General features: G+C 73.3%; 21 protein-coding genes and 1 tRNA gene. 15 read left to right on the plus strand and 7 right to left on the minus strand.

Translation table 11 applies throughout. From position 1 onward, the window contains the following. Window positions 1-67: 67 nt before the first annotated feature. The 10 genes from O7618_RS20255 (at window position 68) to O7618_RS20300 (ending at window position 10,612) form a co-directional block, all read left to right on the plus strand. Window positions 68-511, plus strand: a complete 444-nt coding sequence (locus O7618_RS20255) for a nucleotidyl transferase AbiEii/AbiGii toxin family protein (protein ID WP_278107684.1) — start codon at window positions 68-70, stop codon at window positions 509-511. 32 nt (window positions 512-543) lie between these two features. Then, a complete protein-coding gene (locus tag O7618_RS20260; protein WP_278107686.1) occupies window positions 544-960 on the plus strand; it encodes an HIT domain-containing protein in 417 nt (138 codons plus the stop codon). A 132-nt stretch (window positions 961-1,092) separates the two neighbouring features. After that, complete coding sequence (locus tag O7618_RS20265; RefSeq protein WP_278107687.1) at window positions 1,093-2,067, plus strand: Fic family protein; 975 nt, start codon at window positions 1,093-1,095, stop codon at window positions 2,065-2,067. A 76-nt stretch (window positions 2,068-2,143) separates the two neighbouring features. Beyond that, on the plus strand, window positions 2,144-2,806 hold the full coding sequence (gene msrA / locus O7618_RS20270) for a peptide-methionine (S)-S-oxide reductase MsrA (RefSeq protein WP_278107689.1): 663 nt from the start codon (window positions 2,144-2,146) through the stop codon (window positions 2,804-2,806). Window positions 2,807-2,998: 192 nt separating this feature from the next. After that, on the plus strand, window positions 2,999-4,789 hold the full coding sequence (locus tag O7618_RS20275) for an N-acetylglutaminylglutamine amidotransferase (RefSeq protein WP_278107691.1): 1,791 nt from the start codon (window positions 2,999-3,001) through the stop codon (window positions 4,787-4,789). 2 nt (window positions 4,790-4,791) lie between these two features. Then, window positions 4,792-6,630 (plus strand): N-acetylglutaminylglutamine synthetase, encoded by a 1,839-nt coding sequence (gene ngg / locus O7618_RS20280; protein WP_278107692.1) that lies wholly within the window; start codon window positions 4,792-4,794, stop codon window positions 6,628-6,630. Next, window positions 6,627-7,811, plus strand: a complete 1,185-nt coding sequence (locus O7618_RS20285) for an osmoprotectant NAGGN system M42 family peptidase (RefSeq protein ID WP_278107693.1) — start codon at window positions 6,627-6,629, stop codon at window positions 7,809-7,811. The genes ngg and O7618_RS20285 overlap by 4 nt, the downstream gene beginning before the upstream one ends. A gap of 305 nt (window positions 7,812-8,116) precedes the next feature. Further along, complete coding sequence (locus tag O7618_RS20290; protein ID WP_278107694.1) at window positions 8,117-9,046, plus strand: ribonuclease Z; 930 nt, start codon at window positions 8,117-8,119, stop codon at window positions 9,044-9,046. After that, window positions 9,043-9,552: a GNAT family N-acetyltransferase gene (locus O7618_RS20295; protein ID WP_278107695.1), complete on the plus strand. Its 510-nt coding sequence runs from the start codon at window positions 9,043-9,045 to the stop codon at window positions 9,550-9,552. The genes O7618_RS20290 and O7618_RS20295 overlap by 4 nt, the downstream gene beginning before the upstream one ends. A gap of 115 nt (window positions 9,553-9,667) precedes the next feature. Continuing rightward, complete coding sequence (locus tag O7618_RS20300; RefSeq protein WP_278107696.1) at window positions 9,668-10,612, plus strand: trypsin-like peptidase domain-containing protein; 945 nt, start codon at window positions 9,668-9,670, stop codon at window positions 10,610-10,612. Window positions 10,613-10,674: 62 nt separating this feature from the next. On the opposite strand, the gene O7618_RS20305 is transcribed toward O7618_RS20300, so the two are convergent. Together O7618_RS20305 and O7618_RS20310 are read right to left on the minus strand one after the other, a co-directional pair. Further along, complete coding sequence (locus O7618_RS20305) at window positions 10,675-12,045, minus strand: cystathionine beta-synthase (protein WP_278107697.1); 1,371 nt, start codon at window positions 12,043-12,045, stop codon at window positions 10,675-10,677. A gap of 74 nt (window positions 12,046-12,119) precedes the next feature. Further along, a complete protein-coding gene (locus O7618_RS20310; RefSeq protein ID WP_278107698.1) occupies window positions 12,120-12,476 on the minus strand; it encodes a YkvA family protein in 357 nt (118 codons plus the stop codon). Window positions 12,477-12,606: 130 nt separating this feature from the next. Between O7618_RS20310 and O7618_RS20315 the strand changes: the two genes are divergently transcribed. From O7618_RS20315 to O7618_RS20330, 4 genes are read left to right on the plus strand one after another with little or no spacing between them, the layout of a single operon-like run. Then, a complete protein-coding gene (locus O7618_RS20315; RefSeq protein WP_278107699.1) occupies window positions 12,607-13,653 on the plus strand; it encodes an SGNH/GDSL hydrolase family protein in 1,047 nt (348 codons plus the stop codon). After that, window positions 13,650-14,462 (plus strand): SGNH/GDSL hydrolase family protein, encoded by an 813-nt coding sequence (locus tag O7618_RS20320; protein ID WP_278107700.1) that lies wholly within the window; start codon window positions 13,650-13,652, stop codon window positions 14,460-14,462. Before O7618_RS20315 ends, O7618_RS20320 begins: the two co-directional genes overlap by 4 nt. 58 nt (window positions 14,463-14,520) lie before the next feature. Continuing rightward, window positions 14,521-15,783: an acetyl-CoA C-acetyltransferase gene (locus O7618_RS20325; RefSeq protein WP_278107701.1), complete on the plus strand. Its 1,263-nt coding sequence runs from the start codon at window positions 14,521-14,523 to the stop codon at window positions 15,781-15,783. Between the two features lie 40 nt (window positions 15,784-15,823). After that, window positions 15,824-17,308: a CYTH and CHAD domain-containing protein gene (locus O7618_RS20330; RefSeq protein ID WP_278107702.1), complete on the plus strand. Its 1,485-nt coding sequence runs from the start codon at window positions 15,824-15,826 to the stop codon at window positions 17,306-17,308. Between the two features lie 141 nt (window positions 17,309-17,449). Here the strand turns inward: O7618_RS20330 and O7618_RS20335 are convergent, their stop codons facing one another. From O7618_RS20335 to O7618_RS20345, 3 genes are all read right to left on the minus strand, one after another. Beyond that, window positions 17,450-17,770 carry a hypothetical protein gene (locus O7618_RS20335; RefSeq protein WP_278107703.1) on the minus strand — a complete coding sequence of 107 codons (321 nt, stop codon included), beginning with the start codon at window positions 17,768-17,770 and terminating at the stop codon, window positions 17,450-17,452. An 80-nt stretch (window positions 17,771-17,850) separates the two neighbouring features. Next, window positions 17,851-18,684, minus strand: coding sequence for a Bax inhibitor-1/YccA family protein (locus O7618_RS20340; RefSeq protein ID WP_278107704.1), 834 nt, complete (start codon window positions 18,682-18,684; stop codon window positions 17,851-17,853). 110 nt (window positions 18,685-18,794) lie between these two features. Continuing rightward, window positions 18,795-18,875, minus strand: a tRNA-Leu gene (locus O7618_RS20345). 103 nt (window positions 18,876-18,978) lie between these two features. Here O7618_RS20345 and O7618_RS20350 point away from each other — a divergent pair. Next, a complete protein-coding gene (locus O7618_RS20350; protein ID WP_278107705.1) occupies window positions 18,979-20,793 on the plus strand; it encodes a hypothetical protein in 1,815 nt (604 codons plus the stop codon). Window positions 20,794-20,852: 59 nt separating this feature from the next. On the opposite strand, the gene O7618_RS20355 is transcribed toward O7618_RS20350, so the two are convergent. Together O7618_RS20355 and O7618_RS20360 are read right to left on the minus strand one after the other, a co-directional pair. Next, window positions 20,853-22,187: an NAD(P)/FAD-dependent oxidoreductase gene (locus tag O7618_RS20355; RefSeq protein WP_278107706.1), complete on the minus strand. Its 1,335-nt coding sequence runs from the start codon at window positions 22,185-22,187 to the stop codon at window positions 20,853-20,855. 102 nt (window positions 22,188-22,289) lie between these two features. Beyond that, window positions 22,290-22,850, minus strand: a complete 561-nt coding sequence (locus O7618_RS20360) for a hypothetical protein (protein WP_278107707.1) — start codon at window positions 22,848-22,850, stop codon at window positions 22,290-22,292. Window positions 22,851-22,900 lie beyond the last annotated feature (50 nt).

Consider the following 22,900-nt stretch of genomic DNA (forward strand, 5'->3'; position numbering starts at 1 on the left):
CACCGTCGCCTGCTGGAAATCGGCTTCGCCGCCGGCGACGACCTGGGGCTGGTGCTCGCGGGTGGCTATGCCATGTGCGCTCACGACCTGGTTGACCGCCCCTCCCAGGACATCGACTTCGCTACGGCCGCTGCCATGCCGCTTTCCGGTGCTCGCCTTCGAGGACGCGATCGGGCTCAAAGTCCGCGCGTTGCACGACCGCGCCGCACACCGGGACTACATCGACGTCCGCGCCGCCAACGAGCGGCTCGCATGGTCTGAGCTGGAGCGTCTCGCCGCCCGCCATACCGCTGGATTCGCCCTCGAAGAACTGGCCGATCGTCTGGGTGGGGTGACGGAGCGGGACAGCCGGACCTTCCGTTCGTACGGGCTCACCGAGCCTCAGGTCGATGAGCTACGCCGGTGGGCGCTGCGATGGGAGGCGGACATCCGGGCGCGCCTGGCCAACGGCGAGACCGGCCCGACCGGCGTCCCCGACGACGACTGGGACACCTATCTCGACCAGCGGTGACGCACCGGTCCACCCGGTCCTAGGCTGCCTGGATGAGCGGGTGCGTGTTCTGCGGCATCGTGGCCGGCGAGGTGCCGGCCTTCACCGTCAGCGACGAGCCGGACGGGGTGGCGTTCCTGGACACCCGGCCGGTGTTCAAGGGACACGTGCTGGTGGTGCCCCGTACCCACCTGGTGACGATCGCCGACCTGCCCGCCGACGCGCTGCCCGGCTACTTCCGGCTGGTCCAGCGCATGGCGGTAGCGGTGGAGGCCGGTCTGGGGTCCGGTGGGACGTTCGTGGCGATGAACAACACTGTGTCCCAGTCCGTCCCGCACCTGCACACCCACGTGGTGCCCCGGACCAAGGGCGACGGGTTGCGCGGCTTCTTCTGGCCGCGTACCCGGTACGCCGACGACGCCGAGGCGGCCGACTTCGCCGGCCGGATCTCCGCCGCGCTGGACGGCTGACCGGAACCCGCCAGACATCCGCTCGGCGCGTCGACCGAGGGCGGCGAATTTGTTCGGTACGTTTTGATTCCTCGAACCGAACAAAATTGGGAGCAGGTCATGTCCGGCCCTGGGCGCCCTTCCCGCGCCGCCGTGTATCAGCGCATGGAGGAGGCGGTTGGCGAGCTGCGCGACCGGCTGGGCGGGCTACCGACACCTGCCGAAGCGGAAGACATCTGGGCCGAGATCTGGCACCAGGAGGCGCACAACAGCACCGCGATCGAGGGGAACACCCTCGTTCTTCAGGAAGTCGAGAAGCTTCTCGACGAGGGCCGGGCCGTCGGCGCCAAACCACTGCGGGACTACATGGAGGTGCGGGGCTACGCCGACGCAGCCCGTTGGGTCTACGGCCAGGCGCTGGAGCCCGGTGACTGGCCGTCCGACGCGCTGCTCTCGCTCCAAGAGGTGCGGCACATCCACCACGTCGCGATGACCCCGGTCTGGACCGTCGATCCGCACCCGCACGCTACCGATCTCGAAGGGCCCGGCAACTTCCGGCGCCACGAGATCGCACGCTTCCCCGGAGGGATGAAGCCCCCATCCTGGCCTGAGGTGGATGCGCGGATCCGCAGTTGGCTCGACCAGGTCGGAGAACTGCCGGCGAAGGCGGAGACTCCCCTCGCCGAGCGGTTGGCGGTGCTTCACAACGAGTTCGGGGCCATTCATCCGTTCCTCGACGGAAACGGCCGAACCGGCCGCTTGGTGCTCAGTCTCCTGCTCGGCAGGCTGGGTTATCCGCCCGCCATCATCTACAAGCGGGACCGCGACACCTACCTACGCGCCATGCGCCGTGCCGACGTCGGCGACCCGGGGCTGCTGGGAGAGCTGATCGCTCGCAGTGTCACGGCCAACCTCTACCGCTTCGTCATGCCGGCAGTGGCAGGTCCGGTGAAGTTGCTGCCGCTCCCGGCCTTGGCTACGGCCGACCTGTCCGAGAACGCCCTTCGCGTTGCTGCCATGAGGGGCCGACTGAAAGCCGTCAAGGCGGATGACGGCACGTGGCGGAGCGGCCAGAAATGGGTGAACGACTACACGAAGAACCGCTACCGGCGCGGTCGGCCCGCCTGACGGTTGCCCGAACGGGTAAGGAAGCGGGGACCGGCGCTGTTGTACACGCTGGGAAAGCCACGAGAGGAGTCCCACCGTGTTCCTCCGCCGCATGAAGGCCGAGATGATCTCTCCTGACCAGGCCCTGCCGGGTCGCCCGCTCGCCATGCCGATCGCCGACCGGCACGAGGTGCTGCCCTCTTCGCTGAAGGGGCCCTTCCCCGAGGGCGCGCAGGTCGCCGTCTTCGGCATGGGCTGCTTCTGGGGCGCCGAGCGCCTGTTCTGGACCCTGCCCGGCGTGATCACCACGTCGGCCGGTTACGCGGGCGGTTTCACCACCAACCCGACGTACGAGGAGGTCTGCTCCGGCATGACCGGGCACGCCGAGGTGGTCCAGGTGGTCTACGACCCGTCGAAGATCGCCTACGAGGACCTGCTCAAGGTCTTCTGGGAGAACCACGACCCGACCCAGGGCATGCGCCAGGGCAACGACGTGGGCACCCAGTACCGCTCGGCGATCTACACCACCACCGACGAGCAGCGCACCGCGGCGCAGGCCTCGCGGGACGCGTTCGCGCCGATCGTGGCCCGCGCCGGCAAGGGCGAGATCACCACGGAGATCGCCCCGCTGGGCGACTACTACTTCGCCGAGGACTACCACCAGCAGTACCTGGCCCCGACGAAGAACCCGAACGGTTACTGCAACCACGGCCCCAACGGGCTGAGCTGCCCGGTCGGCGTCGCCCGCACCGGGAGCTGACCCGGCGACCCGGGCCTGCGGTGTTCGTCACACCGTGGGCCCGGTGCATTTCCGGCATCCGCCGTCGGGCGGGCAGGAACCGGCGCCGTGACGGGCGACCACCCTCGGTGACGGCGCACTGTAGCAAGCTGTCACACGTTCGTCATCGTCTCAACAGGCGAACCGCAACAAGCTCTGGCAGCATTGGCTCGTATGTGCGGACTTGCGGGAGAGTTCCGCCGTGACGGTTCACGCGCCGACGTCTCGGCCGTGGAGCGGATGGCGGCCACGATGAGTGACCGAGGGCCCGACGACAGCGGCGTCTGGTCGCAGGGCCCGACCGCGCTGGGACACCGGCGCCTCAAGATCATCGACTTGTCCGCAGCCAGCGGCCAACCGATCGTCGACGCCGCCGCGGGCCTCACCGGGGTCTTCAACGGCTGCATCTACAACTACCGGGAACTGCGCGCCGAACTCCAGGCCAAGGGCCACCGCTTCTTCTCCTCCGGGGACAGCGAGGTCGTGGTCAAGGCCTACGCGGAGTGGGGTCTCGACTTCGTCGACCACCTGATCGGCATGTTCGCGGTGGCGATCAGCGAACGCGACACCGGCCGCCTGGTGCTGGCCCGGGACCGCCTCGGCATCAAGCCGCTCTACCTGGCCGAGAGCCCCGGCGTGGTGCGCTTCGCCTCGACTCTGCCGGCGTTGCTGGCCGGCGGCGGCGTCGACACCACCATCGACCGCGTGGCGCTCGCCCACTACCTGAGCTTCCACAGCATCGTGCCGCCGCCGCGGACCATCCTCGCCGGCGTCACCAAGCTGCCGCCGGCCACGGTCAAGGTGTACGAGGCGGACGGCACCACCCGGGAGCGGGTCTACTGGGACCCGGCGTTCGGGCGGGCCGACGAGCGGGCCGGCTGGTCCGAACGGGACTGGCAGGACGCGCTGCTCGACTCGCTGACCACCGCCGTGCGCCGGCGGATGGTGGCCGACGTGCCGGTGGGCGTGCTGCTCTCCGGCGGCCTCGACTCCAGCCTGGTGGTCGCGCTGCTGGCCGGCGAGGGGCAGGGTCGCTCCGGCCTCGGCACGTTCTCCATCGGCTTCGACGCGGTGGGCGGCCGGGAGGGCGACGAGTTCGTCTACTCCGACCTGGTGGCCAAGACCTTCGGCACCGACCACCACCAGATCCGGGTGCCCACCGGTGACCTGCTGCCGCCGCTGGAGGCCGCCGTCGCGGCCATGAGCGAGCCCATGGTCAGCCACGACTGCGTGGCGTTCTGGCTGCTCAGCCAGGAGGTCGCCCGGCACGTGAAGGTGGTCCAGTCGGGCCAGGGCGCGGACGAGATCCTGGGCGGCTACCACTGGTACCCGCCGCTGGCCGGGGTGGACCGGGAGGCGGCGCTCGACACGTACGCCAAGGCGTTCTTCGACCGCGACGCGGCCGGGCTGGCCCGGGTGCTCAACCCCGACTGGCTGGCCGACGGCGACCCGGCACGCGAGTTCGTGGCGGCGCACCTGGGCCGGGCGGGCGCGCAGACCGCTGTCGACGCGGGCCTGCGGATCGACACCCAGGTCATGCTGACCGACGACCCGGTGAAGCGGGTCGACAACATGACCATGGCGCACGGGCTGGAGGCCCGGGTGCCGTTCCTCGACCACGAGTTCGTCGAGCTGGCCGCGAGCTGCCCGCCGGAGCTGAAGCTGGCCCAGGGTGGCAAGGGCGTGCTCAAGGAGATCGGCCGGCGGGTGCTGCCGCACGAGGTCATCGACCGGCCCAAGGGCTACTTCCCGGTGCCCGGCCTCACCCACCTGGAGGGCAAGCTCCTCGACCGGGTACGCGACGCGCTCGGCGCCCCGGAGGCGCGCCGCCGCGACCTGTTCCGCGCCGACTACGTCGACGCGCTGCTCGCCGACCCGAATGCCGAACTGACCCCGTTGAACGGAAACAAGCTGTGGCAACTGGGACTTCTGGAAATGTGGCTCCAGAGCCACGGAATCGACTGACCATGACCGACACCCTCGCCACCGGCACGGCACGTACCGACCGGGAACGGGTGCTGGGCCGGCGCCGGGAACGCACCGGCCCGGGCGGCGACCCGGTCGCGCCGGGCACGCCGGAGCCGCGCCGCCCGGATCCCGAGCCCGCCGACGCCTCCGGCGTCGTGCTGGACTGCGGCTGGGGCCGGCTGGTCTTCGGCCAGACCTTCGCCGACCAGGTGCACGTGGCCGACGTGCTGCGCTCCGAGGCGAACGGCGCCCGGGACATCTGCATCTACCTGCGCGACCCGCACGTGCTGGTCTCCCGGCTGCCGGACGAGTTGTTCATCGACCCGTCGCTGACCTACCGGCTGCCGCTGGGCGAGCGCCGGCCGGCGGCCACCGAGGGCGGCGAGATCCCCGGGCTGACCATCCGGGCGCTGCGCGACGCCGAGGACGCGGACGCGGTGAACCGGATCTACGCCCGCAACGGCATGGTCACCGCCCCGGTCGAGGTGCTGGTGGACAACGCCGGCACCGACCGGTTCCTGCACCTGGTCGCCGAGGACGTCACCGGCGAGGTGGTCGGCACCATCACCGGCGTGGACCACGTCGCGGTCTTCGACGACCCGGAGAACGGCGCCAGCCTCTGGTGCCTCACGGTGGACTTCAACACCGCGCCGCCCGGCACCGGCCAGGCGCTGCTCACCGCGCTCGCCGACCGGCTGGACGAGCGCGGCCGGGCGTACGTGGACCTGTCCGTGCTGGCGGAGAACTCGGGCGCGATCCGGCTCTACGAGCGGCTCGGCTTCCACCGCACCGGCACGCTCTGCGTGAAGCGGAAGAACCCGATCAACGAGCGGCTCTTCCTGCCGGCCATGCCGGAGGGCTACGACGGGCTGAACCCGTACGCCAAGATCGTCGCGGACGAGGCGATGCGACGTGGCATCCGGGTGGAGGTGACCGACCCGCACTGGGGTGAGCTGAAGCTGACCAGCGGCGGCCGGACCATCCACACCCGTGAGTCGCTGTCCGAGCTGACCTCGGCGGTGGCGATGAGTCGCTGCGACGACAAGCGGGTCACCCGGCGCATCCTCACCGAGGCGGGGCTGTCCGTGCCGCGCGGGCGCACCGCCACCGGCGAGCCCGACGACGTGTCGTTCCTGAACGACGTCGGGCCGGTGGTGGTCAAGCCGGCGCGGGGCGAGCAGGGCAACGGCATCACCGTCGGCGTACGCACCCCCGAGGCGCTGACCGCCGCCGTGGAACTGGCCCGCCGGTTCTGCCCGGACGTGCTGATCGAGGAGCTGCGCGCGGGCGACGACCTGCGGGTGGTGGTGATCGACCACGAGGTGGTGGCCGCCGCGGTCCGCCGGCCGGCGCAGATCACCGGCGACGGGGTGCACGACGTCACCGAGCTGATCGAGCGGCAGAGCCGCCGCCGGGCCGCCGCCACCGGCGGCGAGTCCCGGATCCCGATCGACGGCATGACCCGCGAGGTGGTGGCCGAGGCCGGCTTCCAGATGCACGACGTGCTGCCGGAGGGGCAGGTGCTGGCGGTCCGCCGGACGGCCAACCTGCACACCGGCGGCACCATCCACGACGTGACCGCCGAGCTGCACCCGACGATCGCCGAGGCGTGCGTGACCGCCAGCCGGGCGCTGGACATCCCGGTCACCGGGCTGGACCTGCTGGTGCCGGCCCCGGACGCGCCGGAACACGTCTTCATCGAGGCCAACGAACGGCCGGGCCTGGCCAACCACGAGCCGCAGCCGACCGCCGAACGGTTCGTCGACCTCCTCTTCCCGGGCACGCGGGCACCGCAGCGACTCTGGTCGCCGGCCGGTGCGGCAGGCTCTGGGGCATGACCGCACGGAAACCCGAACCGCTCAAGCTCGACCTCGAATATCTGCGCCAGGTGCTGGTGGAACTGCTGGAGATCCCCAGCCCGTCCGGGCGTACCGACCACATCCAGCAGTACGTGGGCGAACGGCTCTCCGCGCTCGGGATCAGCTCCACGCTGACCCGGCGCGGGGCGCTGAGCGCCTGCCTGCCCGGGCCCCGGGCCACCGGCGCGGACCGCGCGGTCGTGGTGCACACCGACACCATCGGCGGCATGGTGAAGCGGCTCAAGGAGAACGGCCGGCTGGAGATCAATCCGATCGGCACGCACAGCGCCCGCTTCGCCGAGGGCGCCCACGTGCGGATCTTCACCGACGACCTGGACCGGGTGGTCACCGGCCAGATCCTTCCGCTGAAGGCGAGCGGGCACCGCTACAACGAGGCGGTCGACCTGCAGGGCGTCGGCTGGGAGCTGGTCGAGGTCCGGGTGGACGAGCCGGTCACCGACGAGGCCGGCCTGCGGGCGCTCGGCATCGACACCGGCGACTTCGTAGCGCTGCTGCCCAACCCGTCGATCACCCCCAGCGGGTACGTGAAATCCCGCCACCTGGACGACAAGGCCGGCGTCGCCGCCGTGCTGACCGCGTTCAAGGCGATGGTCGACGCGGGCGTCACCCCGGCGGTCACCGCGCACCTGCTGGTCACCGTCACCGAGGAGATCGGCCACGGCGCCAGCCACGGGCTCGACCCGGACGTGGCGGAGATCGTCTCGGTGGACGCGGCGGTGGTCGCGCCCGGCCAGCAGTCCCGGGAGAACGCCGCCACCCTGGCCATGGGCGACGGCGTCGGACCGTTCGACTACCACCTGACCCGCAACCTGGCCTCGATCGCCAAGGAGCACGGCGTCGACCTGGTCCGGGACGTGTTCGACTACTACCGCTCGGACGCGGCGTCGGCGGTCGAGGCCGGGGCGCACGCCCGGGTGGCGCTGCTCGGCTTCGGCGTGGACGCCACCCACGGCCACGAGCGCACCCACCTCGACGGCCTGCACCAGCTCACCCAGTTGCTCTGCCTCTATCTGCAGAGCCCGCTGGTCTTCCCCGAGTGGGACGCCGAGCCCGAGGGCGACCTGGCCAACTTCCCGTCGCTGGCGGTGCAGCCCGCGCACACCGACGGCCCTCGCGAGGGTCCGATCGGCGTGGAGTGAACGTCTGTGATCGAAATCCGTTGCCGAGGCCGCCGGGAAGTGGATAGCGTGGCGGTACACGGGAAAGGAGGTGGTCCAGACTTGTATAGCAATCGGACTCGTGAGGTGGCTGTCCGCTAGCCGCTGTCCTCGACAGTGAAAACTCGTCCGCCGCGAGGCGGGCACAGCACGATCGTCGAGACCGTGTGGCAGCGGTGCGGCGAAACCACGACAGCCACCCGACCCCCGGGGGTGCCGGCCCAGTCCAGCCGGCCCGCGCGCGAGCGCGGAAGCCCCGGGGGTCGCTTCATGTCTGGGGGACGACCTTGTCGATGCGCGAGCTGGTGGTGCTCGGTACGGCCAGCCAGGCCCCCACCCGGGCGCGCAACCACAACGGCTACCTGCTGCGCTGGGACGACGAGGTGATCCTCTTCGACCCGGGCGAGGGCAGCCAGCGCCAGATGCTGCACACCGGGATCACCGCCACCGACCTGACCCGGATCTGCGTCACCCACTTCCACGGCGACCACTGTCTCGGGCTGCCCGGCATGATCCAGCGGCTCTCCCTGGACCGGGTGCCCCGCCCGGTGGCCGTGCACTTCCCGGCCGGCGGCGCCGAATACTTCGCCCGGCTGCGCCACGCGTCCAGCTTCCACGAGACCGCCGAGCTGGCCGTCGAGCCGATCGACGCCGACGGGCAGCGGATCAGCCTGGGCATCGGCACGCTGGAGGCGCGCCGGCTGCGGCACCCCGTCGAGACGTACGGCTACCGGCTGGTCGAGCCGGACGGCTGCCGGCTGCTCCCGGAGCGGTTGTCCGCGTACGGCATCGCCGGTCCGGCGGTCGGAACGCTGCTCCGCGAGGGCCACCTGGACCTCGACGGGCGTCGCGTCAGCCGGGACGAGGTGAGCGTCGTCCGACCGGGGCAGCGGTTCGCGTTCGTGATGGACACCGGGCTCTGCGACGGGGTGTACGCGCTGGCCGAGCACGCCGACCTGCTGGTCATCGAATCGACGTTCCTGGCGTCGGAGGCCGCACTCGCCGCCGAGGTCGGCCACCTCACGGCGGGGCAGGCCGCGCGGGTGGCGACCGAGTCGGGGGTACGCACGCTCGTGCTCACCCACTTCTCCCAGCGGTACGCCGACCCGCGCCGGTTCCACGACGAGGCCCGGGAACACTTCACCGGGGACCTGGTGATCGCCGAGGACCTGCGGACGGTGCCGGTGCCGCCCCGGCGGGTACCGTCGCCGGGGTGACCGTCTCCTTACGCCCCGCGACCGAGGCCGACCTGATGGCGGTCGGCGCCCTGCACCAGCGTTCCCGGGTGGCGGCGTACTCGTCGTTCCTGCCGCCGGAGGCGCTGGCCGACCCCAGCGAGGAGGCGATGGGCTACTACTGGGTGGAGCGGCTGACCTGGGAGGGCGCGGACCACCGGATGACTGTGGTCGAGCGGGACGGGCGGCTGGTGGGCTTCAGCTACCTGGGTCCGGACGACGAGGGCGACCCGGCGACCGGCCTGCTCAACGCCATCCACCTGGAGCCGGACGAGCGGGGCCGGGGCACCGGGCGGGCGCTGATGGTGGACGCGCTGGCCGCCATGCGGGACCGGGGCTGGACGCGGGCGGCGCTGTGGGTGCTGAAGGACAACGCCGCCGGGCGCCGCTTCTACGAGCGCGGCGGCTGGCGCGCCACCGGCGAGCGGCGCACCGACCGCATCGGCACCGCCCTCGTCCCCCAGCTCCGCTACACGCACGCGGTGTAAGGAGGGGCCCCTTTTTAACGCATTCGGTAGAGGAGGGGCCCCCGCTTAACACCTCCGCCGTTCGCTCTCAGCGGATGCGGGCATGGGCGCGGACAGGTGCCGCGTTGGGGGCGACATGGACACCGAGGACACCGGGCGGGCCGACGACGCCGCGCTCGACGCGTACTCCCGGGTGGTGACCGGCGTGGCGGCGAAGGTGCTGCCCGCGGTCGCGGCCCTGTCGGTGCGGACGCCGCGCGGCGCGGGCGCCGGCTCGGCCGTGGTGATCGACCCGGACGGGTTGCTGCTGACCAGCGCGCACGTCGTGCAGGGCGCGAACGGCGGCGTGGCCGCCTTCGGCGACGGCACCGAGACCCGGTTCCGGGTGGTCGGCGCGGACCCGCTGTCGGATCTGGCCGTGCTGCGCGCCGAGGAGGTCGGCGTGTCGCCGGTCGAGCTGGGCGCCGCCGACCGGCTGCGGATCGGGCAACTGGTGGTCGCCGTCGGCAACCCCATGGGGCTCGCCGGGTCGGTCACCGCCGGCGTGGTCTCCGGGCTGGGCCGCTCGCTGCCCGCGCGGGACGGTCGGCTGGTCCGGCTGATCGAGGACGTCATCCAGACCGACGCCGCGCTCAACCCCGGCAACTCGGGCGGAGCGCTCGCCGACTCCGCCGGCCGCGTCGTGGGGGTGAACACCGCGGTCGCCGGGTACGGGCTGGGGTTGGCCGTGCCGGTGAACCCCACCACCCGGCAGATCGTCGCCGACCTGACCGGGCAGGGGCGGGTGCGGCGGGCGTGGCTGGGGGTGGCCGGCGCGCCGGTGCCGCTGCCGCCGGAGGTGACCGCGCGAACCGGCCAGCGGCGCGGGCTGCGGGTGGTGGAGGTGGTGCCGGGCAGCCCGGCCGGGATCTACCTCGGCGACGTGATCGTCTCGGTGGGCGGGCGACCGGTGCGGGACGGGCAGAGCCTGCAACGGCTGATGCTCGGCCCGGCCATCGGCGTCCGGTTGCCGGTGACCCTGCTGCGCAAGGGAGCGTACGTCGACGTGGTGGCGGTCCCCACCGAGCTGGGTGCCCGGTGAGGGGTGTTAATAGGGGCCCCTTCCTATACGCCAGGCGTTAAGAAGGGGCCCCGCCTTACATCTCAGTGGGCGCCGAGGTGGGCGAGCAGGTCCTGGCGGGTGAGGACGCCCTTGGGCTTGCCGTCGACGAGCACCAGCGCCGCGTCGGCCTTCTCCAGCAGCCCGACCGCCTCGCTGACCGGCTGCCCGCCGCCGATCATCGGCAGCGGCTCGCCCATGTGCCGCTCGATCGTGTCGTGCAGGTGGGCCTGGCCGGTGAAGAGCGCGTCGAGCAGGTCCCGCTCGGCGATCGAGCCGGCCACCTCGCCGGTCACCACCGGCGGCTCGGCCTTGAGCACCGGGAGCTGGGAGACGCCGTATTCCCGCATGTAGTCGATGGCGTCGCGGACCGTCTCGGTCGGGTGCACGTGCACCAGCTCGGGCAGGCCCCCCGGCTTGCCGGCGAGCGCGTCGGCCACGGTCGGCTCGGTGCCCGAGTCGTCCAGGAAGCCGTAGCGCGCCATCCACCTGTCGTTGAAGATCTTCGACAGGTAGCCCCGGCCGCCGTCCGGCAGCAGCACCACGATCACGTCGTCCGGGCCGGCCTTACGGGCCACCTCCAGCGCGCCCACCACGGCCATGCCGCAGGAGCCGCCGACCAGCAGCCCCTCCTCCCGGGCCAGCCGTCGGGTCATCTCGAAGGACTGCTTGTCGGACACCTCGACGATCTCGTCGGCGATCGACCGGTCGTACGTCGTCGGCCAGAAGTCCTCGCCGACGCCCTCGACCAGGTAGGGCCGGCCGGTGCCGCCGGAGTAGACCGAGCCCTCCGGGTCCGCGCCGATCACCTTGACCCGGCCCTCCGACGCCTCCTTGAGGTAACGGCCGATGCCGGTGATGGTGCCGCCGGTGCCGACACCGGTGACGAAGTGGGTGATCTTCCCCTCGGTCTGCCGCCACAGCTCCGGGCCGGTGGTCTCGTAGTGCGAACGCGGGTTGGCCGGGTTGCTGTACTGGTCGGGCTTCCACGCGCCGGGGATCTCCCGGGCCAGCCGGTCGGAGACGTTGTAGTAGGAGCGCGGGTCCTCCGGCGCGACAGCGGTCGGGCAGACCACCACCTCGGCACCGTACGCCCGCAGCACGTCCTGCTTGTCCTGGCTGACCTTGTCGGGGCAGACGAAGACGCAGCGGTAACCCTTGAGCTGGGCCACCAGGGCCAGCCCGACGCCGGTGTTGCCGCTGGTCGGCTCCACGATCGTGCCGCCCGGGCCGAGGATGCCGGCCTTCTCGGCGTCCTCCACCATCCGCAGCGCGATCCGGTCCTTGACCGAACCGCCGGGGTTGACGTATTCCACCTTCGCCAGCACCGTCGCCTGGATGCCCTCGGTGACGTTGCGCAGGCGGACCAGCGGGGTGTTGCCGATCAGCTCGACGACGTTGTCGTAGTACTGCACCTCGTTGTGCCCTTCGTCGCGCCGCCGTCGTGGGGCGGCCGGTCAGCCGGTTTCGCCGCCCAGCGTACGTGCCGTCAGGGGGCCACATGCCCCGGGATGACGGAGCCGCGACGTGCCTCCCACTCCAGGAACCGTTCGGTCTCGGCGAGCACGCTGCCGGCCAGCCAGGTGACCATGACCGCGTCGTCGGCCAGCCCGAAGATCGCCAACGGGATCTCCGGCAGCAGGTCGATCGGGGAGACGACGTACGCCGCCGCCCCGGCCATCAGCGCCAGCCGCAGCCCGCCGTCGTACTCCCTACGGCTGGTCGCCCGGATCATCCGGGGCAGCGCCGCCAACCGGACGCCCAGCGACGGCCCGCCGCGCGCCCCGGCCGCCAGCGCCCGGGCCAGCGCGGCGAACGCGGCGCTGCGCTTCAACGTCTTTCCCATGATTCCGCCCTTCTCCGCCGACCAGGGTGCGCCCCGGTGGCAAGCCCACCCCTCAGGTACCCAGAACGGCCATCCGCCAGCCACCCGATCAAGGACAGCGACGGTCGGGCCGGCGCGATACTGTCGGTTCATGGGGGACGCTGGTTCCGTCGCGCCGGTCCGCCGGCGACGCGCCTGGCGGATCGCCCGCCTCGCGGCGATCGGCACGGGCGCCACGGTGGCGGCCACGGCTGCCACCGGTGGGGTGCTGCTCGGGCAGGCCCGGCAGGCCCGGCGCACCATCCCGATGGCCGAGGCGCCCCCGCCACGGTGTGACGGCGTCTACGGCGCGCGCTTCCCCGGCCGGCCGGTCACCATGGTCGTCCTGGGTGACTCCTCCGCCGCCGGCTACGGCGTGCACCGGCGCCGCGAGACGCCCGGCTCGCTGCTGGCCACCGGGCTGTCCCGCCGCCTGCACCAGCCGGTCCGGCTGCACCGGTTCGCCGTGGTGGGCGCCCTGTCCGCCGGTCTGAAGCCGCAGGTCGAGTCCGCGCTGGAGGTCGCGCCGGACGTCGCGGTCGTGCTGGTGGGCGGCAACGACGTCACCAACCGGACCCCGCCCGCGATGGCGGTGCGCTACCTGGTCGACGCGGTTCGCACGCTGCGCGCCGCCGGTTGCGAGGTGGTCGTCGGCACCTGCCCCGACCTGGGCACGATCCGGCCGATCCAACCGCCGCTGCGATGGTTGGCCCGGCGCTGGAGCCGCCAGTTGGCGGCCGCCCAGACGGTCGCCGTGGTGGAGGCGGGCGGCCGGACGGTCTCCCTCGGCGATCTGCTGGGGCCGCGGTTCGCCGCCGAGCCCGGCCGGATGTTCGCCTGGGACCGTTTCCACCCGTCCGCGGAGGGTTACGCCATGGCCGCGGCGGCGCTGCTGCCCACCGTGCTCTCCGCGCTGGGGGCGGCGCCCGAGCGCAGGTCTTCGCTTGCCGGCCTGGAAGGCGTACGGTCGCTCCCGGAGGCCGCCCACGCGGCGGCCCGGCACGCCGGCACCGAGGTCAGTGGCGCCCAGCTACGGGGTCGCGACCGCGGGCCCGGCGGGCGGTGGGCCCAGCTTCGCCGGCGGGCCTTCTTCGGCGTCGGCGTGGTGCCCCGGACCGGCACCGCCGCCGACCCGGCGACGCTGGAGGGAACGGCATGAGCGGATTGAGTGAGGCGGCCCGGTGGGGCCGGACCGCGGCCCTGTCACTGCTGGCCGGCACCGTGGGCGGGGCGGCGGTCCTGGCCGGTCAGGCCATCGCCGCCCGCACCCGGGAGTACGCGCAACCCGAGCTGGGGCTGGTGCTGCGGGCCACGGTCGGCCGGGCCGACGCGCCACCGCTGCGGCTGGTGCTGCTCGGCGACTCGTCGGCGCTCGGCGTGGGCGTCGACCGGTTCGAGGAGACCATCGGCGGCCAGCTCGCCCACCTGCTCGCCGAGGGCCCGACCGGCCGGCGGGTGCACCTGTCGAGCGTCGGCGTCTCGGGCTCCCGCGCCACCGACCTGGCCACCCAGGTGGCCCGGGCGTTGCTCGGCGAGCGGCCGGACGTGGCGGTGGTGCTGATCGGGGCGAACGACGCCACCGCGCTGAGCCGGCCGGCCGACGCGGCGGCCTACCTCGGCTCGGCGGTCCGCCGGCTGCGCGAGGCCCACGTCGAGGTGGTCGTGGGCACCTGTCCCGATCTCGGCGCGGTCCGCGCGGTCGCGGCCCCGCTGCGGCAGGTGCTCGGCTGGTCCGGCCGGCGGATGGCGCGAGCCCAGACGGTGGCCGTGCTCGACGCCGGGGGCACGGTGGTCGACCTGGGCACCGAAACCGGCCCGGTGTTCCGGGCCGACGCCGGCACGCTCTGCCACGACGGCTTCCATCCGTCCGCCGACGGCTACCGGGTGTGGGCGCACGCGCTGCTCCCGGCGGTCGAGGCGGCGGTCGCGGTCGCGTTCCGGCACCGACGCCGGCCGCCGAAGGGGTGACATTTCCCGCCCGACGCACGGCTTCCTCGGCAAGTTACCCACGGGTTAACGTTGGTTCATGCCGATTGAGTCGCCCCGCGACGCCGTCATCGTCGCCACCGCCCGGTCCCCCATCGGCCGCGCGTTCAAGGGTTCCCTGCGCGAGGTCCGCCCGGACGACCTCGCCGCCACCATCGTCCAGGCCGCCCTCGACAAGGTGCCGGGGCTCGATCCGACCACCATCGACGACCTCTACCTCGGGTGCGGGCTGCCCGGCGGCGAGCAGGGCTTCAACATGGCCCGGGTGGTCGCCACGCTGCTGGGCCTGGACGGGCTGCCCGGCGCCACGCTGACCCGCTACTGCGCCTCCTCGCTCCAGACCACCCGGATGGCGATGCACGCGATCCGGGCCGGCGAGGGCGACGTGTTCGTCTCGGCCGGCGTGGAGATGGTTTCCCGCTACGCCCGGGGCAACTCGGACACCCTGCCCCCGGAGGCGCAGGCGCTCGTCGGCGGCGGCTGGGAGAACCCGCGCTTCGCGCAGGCGCGCGAGCGGTCGAAGGCCCGCGCGCAGGGCGGCGCCGAGGTGTGGGCCGACCCGCGGGAGTCCGGCGAGCTGCCGGACGTCTACCTCGCCATGGGTCAGACCGCGGAGAACCTGGCCCAGGTCCACGACGTCACCCGCGAGGACATGGACGCGTTCGGCGTCCGCAGCCAGAACCTGGCCGAGAAGGCGATCGCGGACGGCTTCTGGGCCCGCGAGATCACCCCCGTCACCACGCCCGACGGCACGGTGGTCGGCGCTGACGACGGCCCGCGTCCCGGGGTGACCCTGGAGGCGGTGTCCGGGCTCAAGCCGGTGTTCCGTCCGGACGGCCGGATCACCGCCGGCAACTGCTGCCCGCTGAACGACGGCGCCGCCGCCGTGGTGATCATGAGCGCCGAGCGGGCGGCCGAGCTCGGGCTCACCCCGCTGGCGCGGATCGTCTCCACCGGCGTCACCGCGCTCTCCCCGGAGATCATGGGGCTCGGCCCGGTCGAGGCGTCCAGGCAGGCGCTGGGACGGGCCGGCATGACCATCGACGACGTCGACCTGGTGGAGATCAACGAGGCGTTCGCCGCCCAGGTGATCCCGTCGTACCGGCAGCTCGGCATCCCCGAGGAGAAGCTGAACGTGATGGGCGGCGCGATCGCGGTCGGCCACCCGTTCGGTATGACCGGCGCCCGGATCACCGGCACCCTGCTCAACGCGCTGGAGTGGCACGACAAGACCATCGGTCTGGAGACCATGTGCGTCGGCGGCGGCCAGGGCATGGCCATGGTGCTCGAACGCCTGAGCTGAGGCCGGTTCACCACGGCCCCCGGCGGGTACCGGAACCCGTATGGCGACCGTCGTCGAACGCGAGCGCAAGTTCTCCGGCGATGACGGGTTCCGGCTGCCCGACCTGACCGGGTGCGGTGGCGTCGTGACGGTGTCCGACGCCACCGCCGCCGATCTGGACGCCGTCTACTGGGACACCGACGACCTGCGCCTGCTGCGCAGCGGGCACGCGCTGCGGCGGCGGACCGGTGGGCACGACGCGGGGTGGCACCTGAAGGTGGGCGCGGTCGGCGGCGCCCGGGTCGAGCACCAGTTCCCGGCCGGGGCCGCCGACGCCGGCCCGCCGTCCGAGCTGGCCGCGCTGATCCGCGGCGCGTCCCGGGGCCGCCCGGTCGCTCCGGCGGCGAGGATCGTCAACCACCGCCGCGAACGCCGGCTGCTGGACGCGGACGGTCGGGTGTTGGCCGAGGTCGCCGAGGACGACGTCCGCTCCGAGGATCTCATCGACGGCGTCGCGCGGACGTGGCACGAGATCGAGGTCGAGCTGGTCGACGGCGACGAGGAGCTGCTCGACGCGGTGGCCGCCCGGCTGGCCGGGGCCGGCGCCCGGGAGGTGCCGGTCAGCAAGTCCCACCGCGCGGTCGCCGGGCGCCTGGCCGGGTTCGACGACGGCCCGCCCGCCGGCCCGGCCGGGCCGGTCGTCGGGTACGCCCGGGAGCAGCGGGACACGATCGTCGGCAACCACGCGGCGGCGTACCAGGGGGACGAGGACGCGGTCCACGACATGCGCGTCGCGGCCCGCCGGCTGCGGGCCACCCTGCGGACGTTCCGCGGGCTGTGGGACCGGCGGGAGAGCGAGGCGCTCCGCGCCGAGCTGCGGTGGATCGGCGGTGAGCTGGGCCGGGTCCGCGACACCCAGGTGATGGCCGACCGGCTCGACCGGGCCGTGCACGACCTACCGGACGAGTTGGTGCTCGGCCCGGTCCCCGCGCGGATCGGCGAGCGGTTCGCCGCCGACCTGGACCGGTCGACCACCACGCTGCGGGCGGCCCTGGACGCCGACCGCTATTCCGACCTGCTGACCCGCCTGGACCGGCTGGCCGACGGCCCGACCGGCGAGGTCGACCGCCGATGGGTGGACCGACGGATCCGGCGGGTGGTGCGCCGGGCCGACGACCGGTTGGACGCGGCGCTCGGCGTCGACGGGCCGGCCGGGGACGTCGAGCTGCACGAGGCGCGCAAGAAGTACAAGGCGGCCCGCTACGCGGTCGAGGTCCGCGAACCCGCCGTGGGCCGGCCGGCCGCCCGGCTGGTGAGGCGGTTCAAGGCGCTCCAGGACCTGCTCGGCACCCACCAGGACTCGGTGGTGACCCGGGAGGTGCTGCGCCGCCACGCGCTGCGGGCGTTCGCCGAGGGCGAGAACACGTTCACCTACGGGCTGCTGCACGCCCGCCAGGCCGAGGCCGCCGGCCACGACCGGGCAGCGGTGCTGCGGGCCCGGGACCGGGCCCGACGCCGCAAGGTACGCCGCTGGCTGCGGCGCTGACCCGCCCTCGAAGCCGCCCTGATCGCCAGCACCCCCACCCACGACGACCGGCGCGCGAGTCGCGCGACGTCCGCCATCGACGCGACACCCCGTGTCGACGCCGGGGACGGCGAGCAGGGGGCAGAGGTCGAGGGCTCGCGATCAGAGGGCGGAGCGGGTCCGGGCCACCGCGTCGACGGCGCCGGCCAGCACCGGCTCCGGCGGGGCGGCCAGGGCCAGGTCGGCGGCGACCACCCGGAGCTGGTCGGGCAGGGCCAGGTCGCTGGGAAGCCGGGGCACCTCCCGGCGCGGCTCGCCGGCCGCGTCGGCGGCCAGGTTGGCGAGTTCCTGGACCAGCTTGTGCACCAGGTCCGCCCGGGACACGTTGCCGCCCTCGGCCGGCGCCGACCAGCGCGGCTGTTGCCAGTGCCCGACCTGTCGGACCAGCAGGGTCACCACCCGGTCCAGCTCCGCTGCGCTCATCACCGCCGAGTCTAGGGGGAGAACGGCGACGCCCGCCGCCGCGGCAGCGGCAGGCGGGCGTCGCGGGACGGGCGGGACGGTCAGTCGTCGCCCTGGAAGTAGCTGAGCAGCCGCAGGATCTCCAGGTAGAGCCAGACCAGGCCGACCACGATGCCGAACGCGGCCGTCCAGGCGTAGCGCTGCGGGAGCCCCATCCGGACCCCCTCCTCGATCTGCGCGAAGTTGAGCACGAAGCTCAGCGACGCCACCACGATGCAGACCAGGCTGAAGCCGATCGCGAGCGGGCTGCCGTCACGCAGGTGCGTGTTCACGCCGAACAGCGACAGCACCAGGTTGACCAGCATGACGCCGAACAGGCCGGCGATGATCGCCACCATGATCCGCGCGAACTTCGGGGTGGCCCGGATGATCCGCGCCTTGTAGATCATCGCCATCAGGAAGAAGACGCCGAAGCTGGCCGCCACCGCCTGCAGCACGATGCCGTCGTAGAGCGTGTTGAACGCCTTGCTCACCATGCCGACGAAGACGCCCTCGACGATCGAGTACGCCACCACGAGCGCCGGGTTCGCCATCCGGGAGAACGAGATGATCAGGCCGAGCGCCAGACCGACCACCGCGGCGCCGATCCAGGCGACGCCGACCAGGGCGTCCGGCACGAGCACCCAGGCCGCCGCGGCCGAGGCGCCGAGGATGGCGAGCATGAGGACCGTCTTGACGACCACGTCGTCGATGGTCATCGGGGTCACGGCGGGCGGGGCCACCGGCTGGCCGTAGCCGCCCGGGTAGGGCTGCTGCTGCGGGTACTGCTGGGGGTATCCGGGCTGACCGTACGGCCCGGGCTGGGCGTACCCGGCCGCCCGCTCACGCTCGGCCGCCTGGCCGAGCCGGGCGAGCACCGGGTTCGTGGACTTCACTTCTCAGGCCTCCCTCAGGGGGTCGTTCGCACGTAGACGTGCGTCTCCAGGGTAGACGTGGTGACCACAGCGCGTGCGGCGCGAAGCTGTGGGAAAGCTGAGAGTTCGGGTGCCCGGGGCGGGGGTCGAACCCGCACGCCTTTCGGCAGCCGCTTTTAAGGCGGCCGTGTCTGCCGTTCCACCACCCGGGCGGGTGACACCGGCGCGTCCGAGGAGCGGCGGTGCAGATCTCACCGTAGCGGCTGCGCCGCGCCTCGGCGTACCCCGGCGGGTGCGGCCGATAGGGTCGGGGCCGTGACCAGCGCCGCCCGCACGGCACCCGGGCCGGACCACGACCGGGTGGCCCGCCCGGCGGCGGTCACCCGGTGGTTGACAGCCGCCGCCCGTCGGCACCGCGCCGACCTGCTGGCCGGGCTGCTGTTCGTGGTGTTCGCCGGCTGGCTCACCCACGGCCTGTGGCCGGCGCCGGGCACCCGGATGCTCGCCCTCAACCCCGCCGACCAGACGCTCTACGAGTGGTTCCTGGCGCTCGACGCCCGGGTGCTGCGCGGCGACCTCGGTCTGGTCACCGACCGGCTCAACGCGCCCGACGGGGTCAACCTGATGGCCAACACGTCGGTGCTGGCGCTCGGCGTGCTGCTCGCCCCGGTCACCCTGGCGTTCGGCGCCCCGGTCACCTTCGCCCTGCTGGTCGCCGGCAACCTGGCCGGCACCGCGATCGCCTGGTACCTGCTGCTCACCCGGACACTGCGCGTCCACCGGCTGGCCGCCGGACTCGGCGCGGCGCTCTGCGGCTTCGGGCCCGGCATGGTCTCGCAGAGCAACGGCCACCTGCACATGACCGCGCAGTGGCTGGTCCCGGTGCTGGTCTGGCTGGTGGTCCGGCTGCTGCGGGCCGCCGACCCGGCCGGCCGGACGGACGGCCCGGACCGCCGCCGGACGGCGTCCTCGGCGTTCGGGCTGGCCGCCACCGTCTGCGTCGGCGTCTTCGTCGGCGAGGAGGTGCTCTTCCTCACCGCGCTCACCCTGGCGGTGATGGCCGTCGCCTACGGGCTGGCCGACCGGGACCTGGCCCGCCGGGCGCTGCCCGGCTTCGCCGGCGGGCTGCTCGGCACGGCCGGGCTGGCGCTGCCGGTGCTGGCGTACCCGCTCTGGGTGCAGTTCGCCGGACCGCAGGGGGTGGCGGACGGGATGTTCCCGGCGGTCTACTTCTCCGCCGACCTGACCGGCTGGACGCGGCTCTCCGCGCTGACGGTGTTCGGCAGCCCGGACTCGGTCCGGCTGACCACCGGTCCGGCCGAGTTCACCACGTTCCTGGGCTGGCCGTTGCTGCTGGTGGCGGCCGGCTGCGCGGTCTGGTCGGGGCGGCGACCGCTGGTGCGCGCCACCGCGACCGGGGCGCTGGTGATGGCCGCGCTCGCGCTCGGCCCCGAGGTCGTGGTCGGCCGGGAGCGCACCGGTGTGCCCGGCCCGTACGCGCTGCTGGACGGCCTGCCGGTGGTGGACGGCGCGCTGCCCACCCGCTTCGCCCTGGCGGTGCTGCCGCTGGTCGGCACCGTGCTCGCGCTCGCCGTGCACCGGGCGCTGCACGAGCCGGGCCCGGCCTGTCGGCTGGTGCCGGTCGCGGTCGGCGCGGCGCTGCTCAGCGTCTTCCCCACCCCGCTGCCCACCGTCGACCGGCCGCCGCTGCCCGAGTTCGTCACCGGCGGCCACTGGCGGCAGTGCGTACGTCCGGGCGGGGTGCTGGTGCCGGCGCCCACGGCCACCCCGCAGCAGCCCGGACCGATGCGCTGGGCCACCGCCACCGGCATCGAGTTCGGCATGCCGGAAGGCTTCTTCATCGGCCCGTACGGGAGCGACGGCTCGGCCACGATGGGCACCTGGCAACGCCCCACCTCGGCCCTGCTCGCCGACGTGGCCCGGCGGGGCGTGCCGCCGGCGGTCGGCGACCGGCAGCGCCGCCAGGCCGCCCGGGACGTTGACGCCTGGGGGGCGTCCTGCGTGGCGCTGACCGACGACACCCCGCACGCGCCGGCGCTGCGGCAGACCCTGGAGGCGCTCTTCGGTCCGGGCACCCGGACCGCCGACGCGTGGACCTGGCGCTTCTGACCCCGGGCACGGCGAGGGCCCCCTCCCGTACGTACGGGAAGGGGCCCTCGCGCGACGACTCAGACGCGCGCCGCGCCGACCGGCGGGGCGGACGCCTCGGAGAACTCCTCACGCGGGTCGTGCAGCTGGCCCAGGGCGACCACCTCACGCTTGAGGAAGAACGCCAGCGACCAGTCGACCACCACCCGGACCTTGCGGTTGAACGACGGGATCCGCGACATGTGGTACGTCCGGTGCATGAACCACGCCGGCCAGCCGGTCATCTTGATGCCGTAGACCTGCGCCACGCCCTTGTGCAGGCCGAGGCTGGCCACGCTGCCGGCGTGCTTGTGCTTGTAGTCGACCGGCTCACGCCCGCGCACCACGTTCGCGATGTTGTCGGCCATCCGGGCCGCCTGCCGCACCGCGTGCTGGGCGCTCGGCGAGCAGAAGTTGCCCGGCTCCTTGGTCAGGTCCGGCACCGCGGCGCAGTCACCGGCGCTCCAGGCGCCCTCGACCACCCGGTCGCCGTCCACGACCTGCAGCGTCGGCCGGCAGGTGACCCGACGCCGCTCGTCGCGCGGGAAGTCGGTCGCGTCCAGCATCGGCGACGGCTTCACGCCGGCGGTCCAGACGATGGTGTCGGAGGGGAAGCTGTCGCCGTCGGAGAGCTTCACCACCCCGTCGACGCAGGACTCCAGGCGGGTGTCCAGCCGGATGTCCATGTTCCGCTTCATCAGCTGCTGCACCGTGTAGGCGCCCATGTCCCGATCCACCTCGGGCAGCACCCGCTGCGTCGCCTCGACCAGCACCCAGCGCATCTCCTCCGGCTTCAGCTCGGGGTAGTAGCGCAGCGCGTCGCGGGCCATGTCCTCCATCTCGGCGAGCGCCTCGATGCCGGCGTAGCCACCGCCGACGAAGGTGAACGTCAGCGCCCGGCGGCGGACCTCCGGGTCGGTCGTGGCGGCCGCCACGTCGAGCCGGTCCAGCACGTGGTTGCGCAGGAAGATGGCCTCACCGATGGTCTTGAACCCGATGCCGTTCTCGTGCAGGCCGGGGATCGGCAGGGTGCGGGAGACCGAGCCGGGGGCGACCACCACGTGGTCGTAGGGGATCTCCCGGGCCGGGCCGCTGATCGGCTGCACCACCGCGGTCTTCCGCTCGTGGTCGATCCGGGTGACCGTGCCGGCCACCACCGTGCACTTGCGCAACTCCCGCCGCAGCGGCACCACAGCGTGCCGCGGGGAGATGTTGCCGGCCGAAGCCTCCGGGAGGAACGGCTGGTACGTCATGTGCGGCTGGGGGTCGACGACGACCACCTCGGCCTCACGGGAGCTCAGCTTCTTGGACAGGCGCAGAGCGGCGTACAGGCCAACGTGCCCGGCACCCACGACAAGGATCCGCTTCGGATTCACGTCATCCATCTTTCCCCGGGCGGCTCCGGTAATACCGCGCGAGACCCCCTTCTGTGACGGAGCACAACCGGTGTGACCTGCGCAACGCCTCACCGCGTCCCGTCATCTGCGACGCAGGAGCCACTCCAGCAACGCGCTCAGGCCCACCGCGACCAGCAGTCCGGCCACGGTCGCCGCCTGCGAGCCGCCGACGTCGCCGACCCCGCCGAGCCAGGCCAGCACGATGCCCAGCACGGCGCTGGCCAGCACCACCCCCCCGGCCCGCGCCAGCCAGCGCAGCACCACGTCCGGGTCGATCAGCCCGTCGTAGGGCAGTAGCGCGGCGAGCGCGCAGAGCGTGTGCGCCAGGTAGAGCAGCGTGGCCACCGCGAGCAGCCGCCACAGCGCCGGCGGCCGGTCGTAGCCGAGCGTGGCCAGCAGCCAGCCGGCGATCGTCACCAGCGCGGCGAACGTCGGCCAGAGCCGGCGCGGCCCGACCGCGGGCAGCACCGCGGCCACCGCCAGGGCCAGCAGCGCCCGCGGGGCCAACATCTGCACCGGGTACGCGAGCAGGAAGCCGGCCAGCACCACCAGGAAGATGCCGCCGCGCACCAGCAGCGGCAGCGCGCTGACCCGAGCCACCCGGTAGCGCACCCCACGGACCCGCTCGACTATCGCATTCATCGGGGCCGCCTTCCGTTCGCGACTGCGGGACTCCGCTGCGCTGCGTTCCT

It is taken from the genome of Micromonospora sp. WMMD980 (genome assembly GCF_029626035.1).
Lineage (GTDB): Bacteria > Actinomycetota > Actinomycetes > Mycobacteriales > Micromonosporaceae > Micromonospora.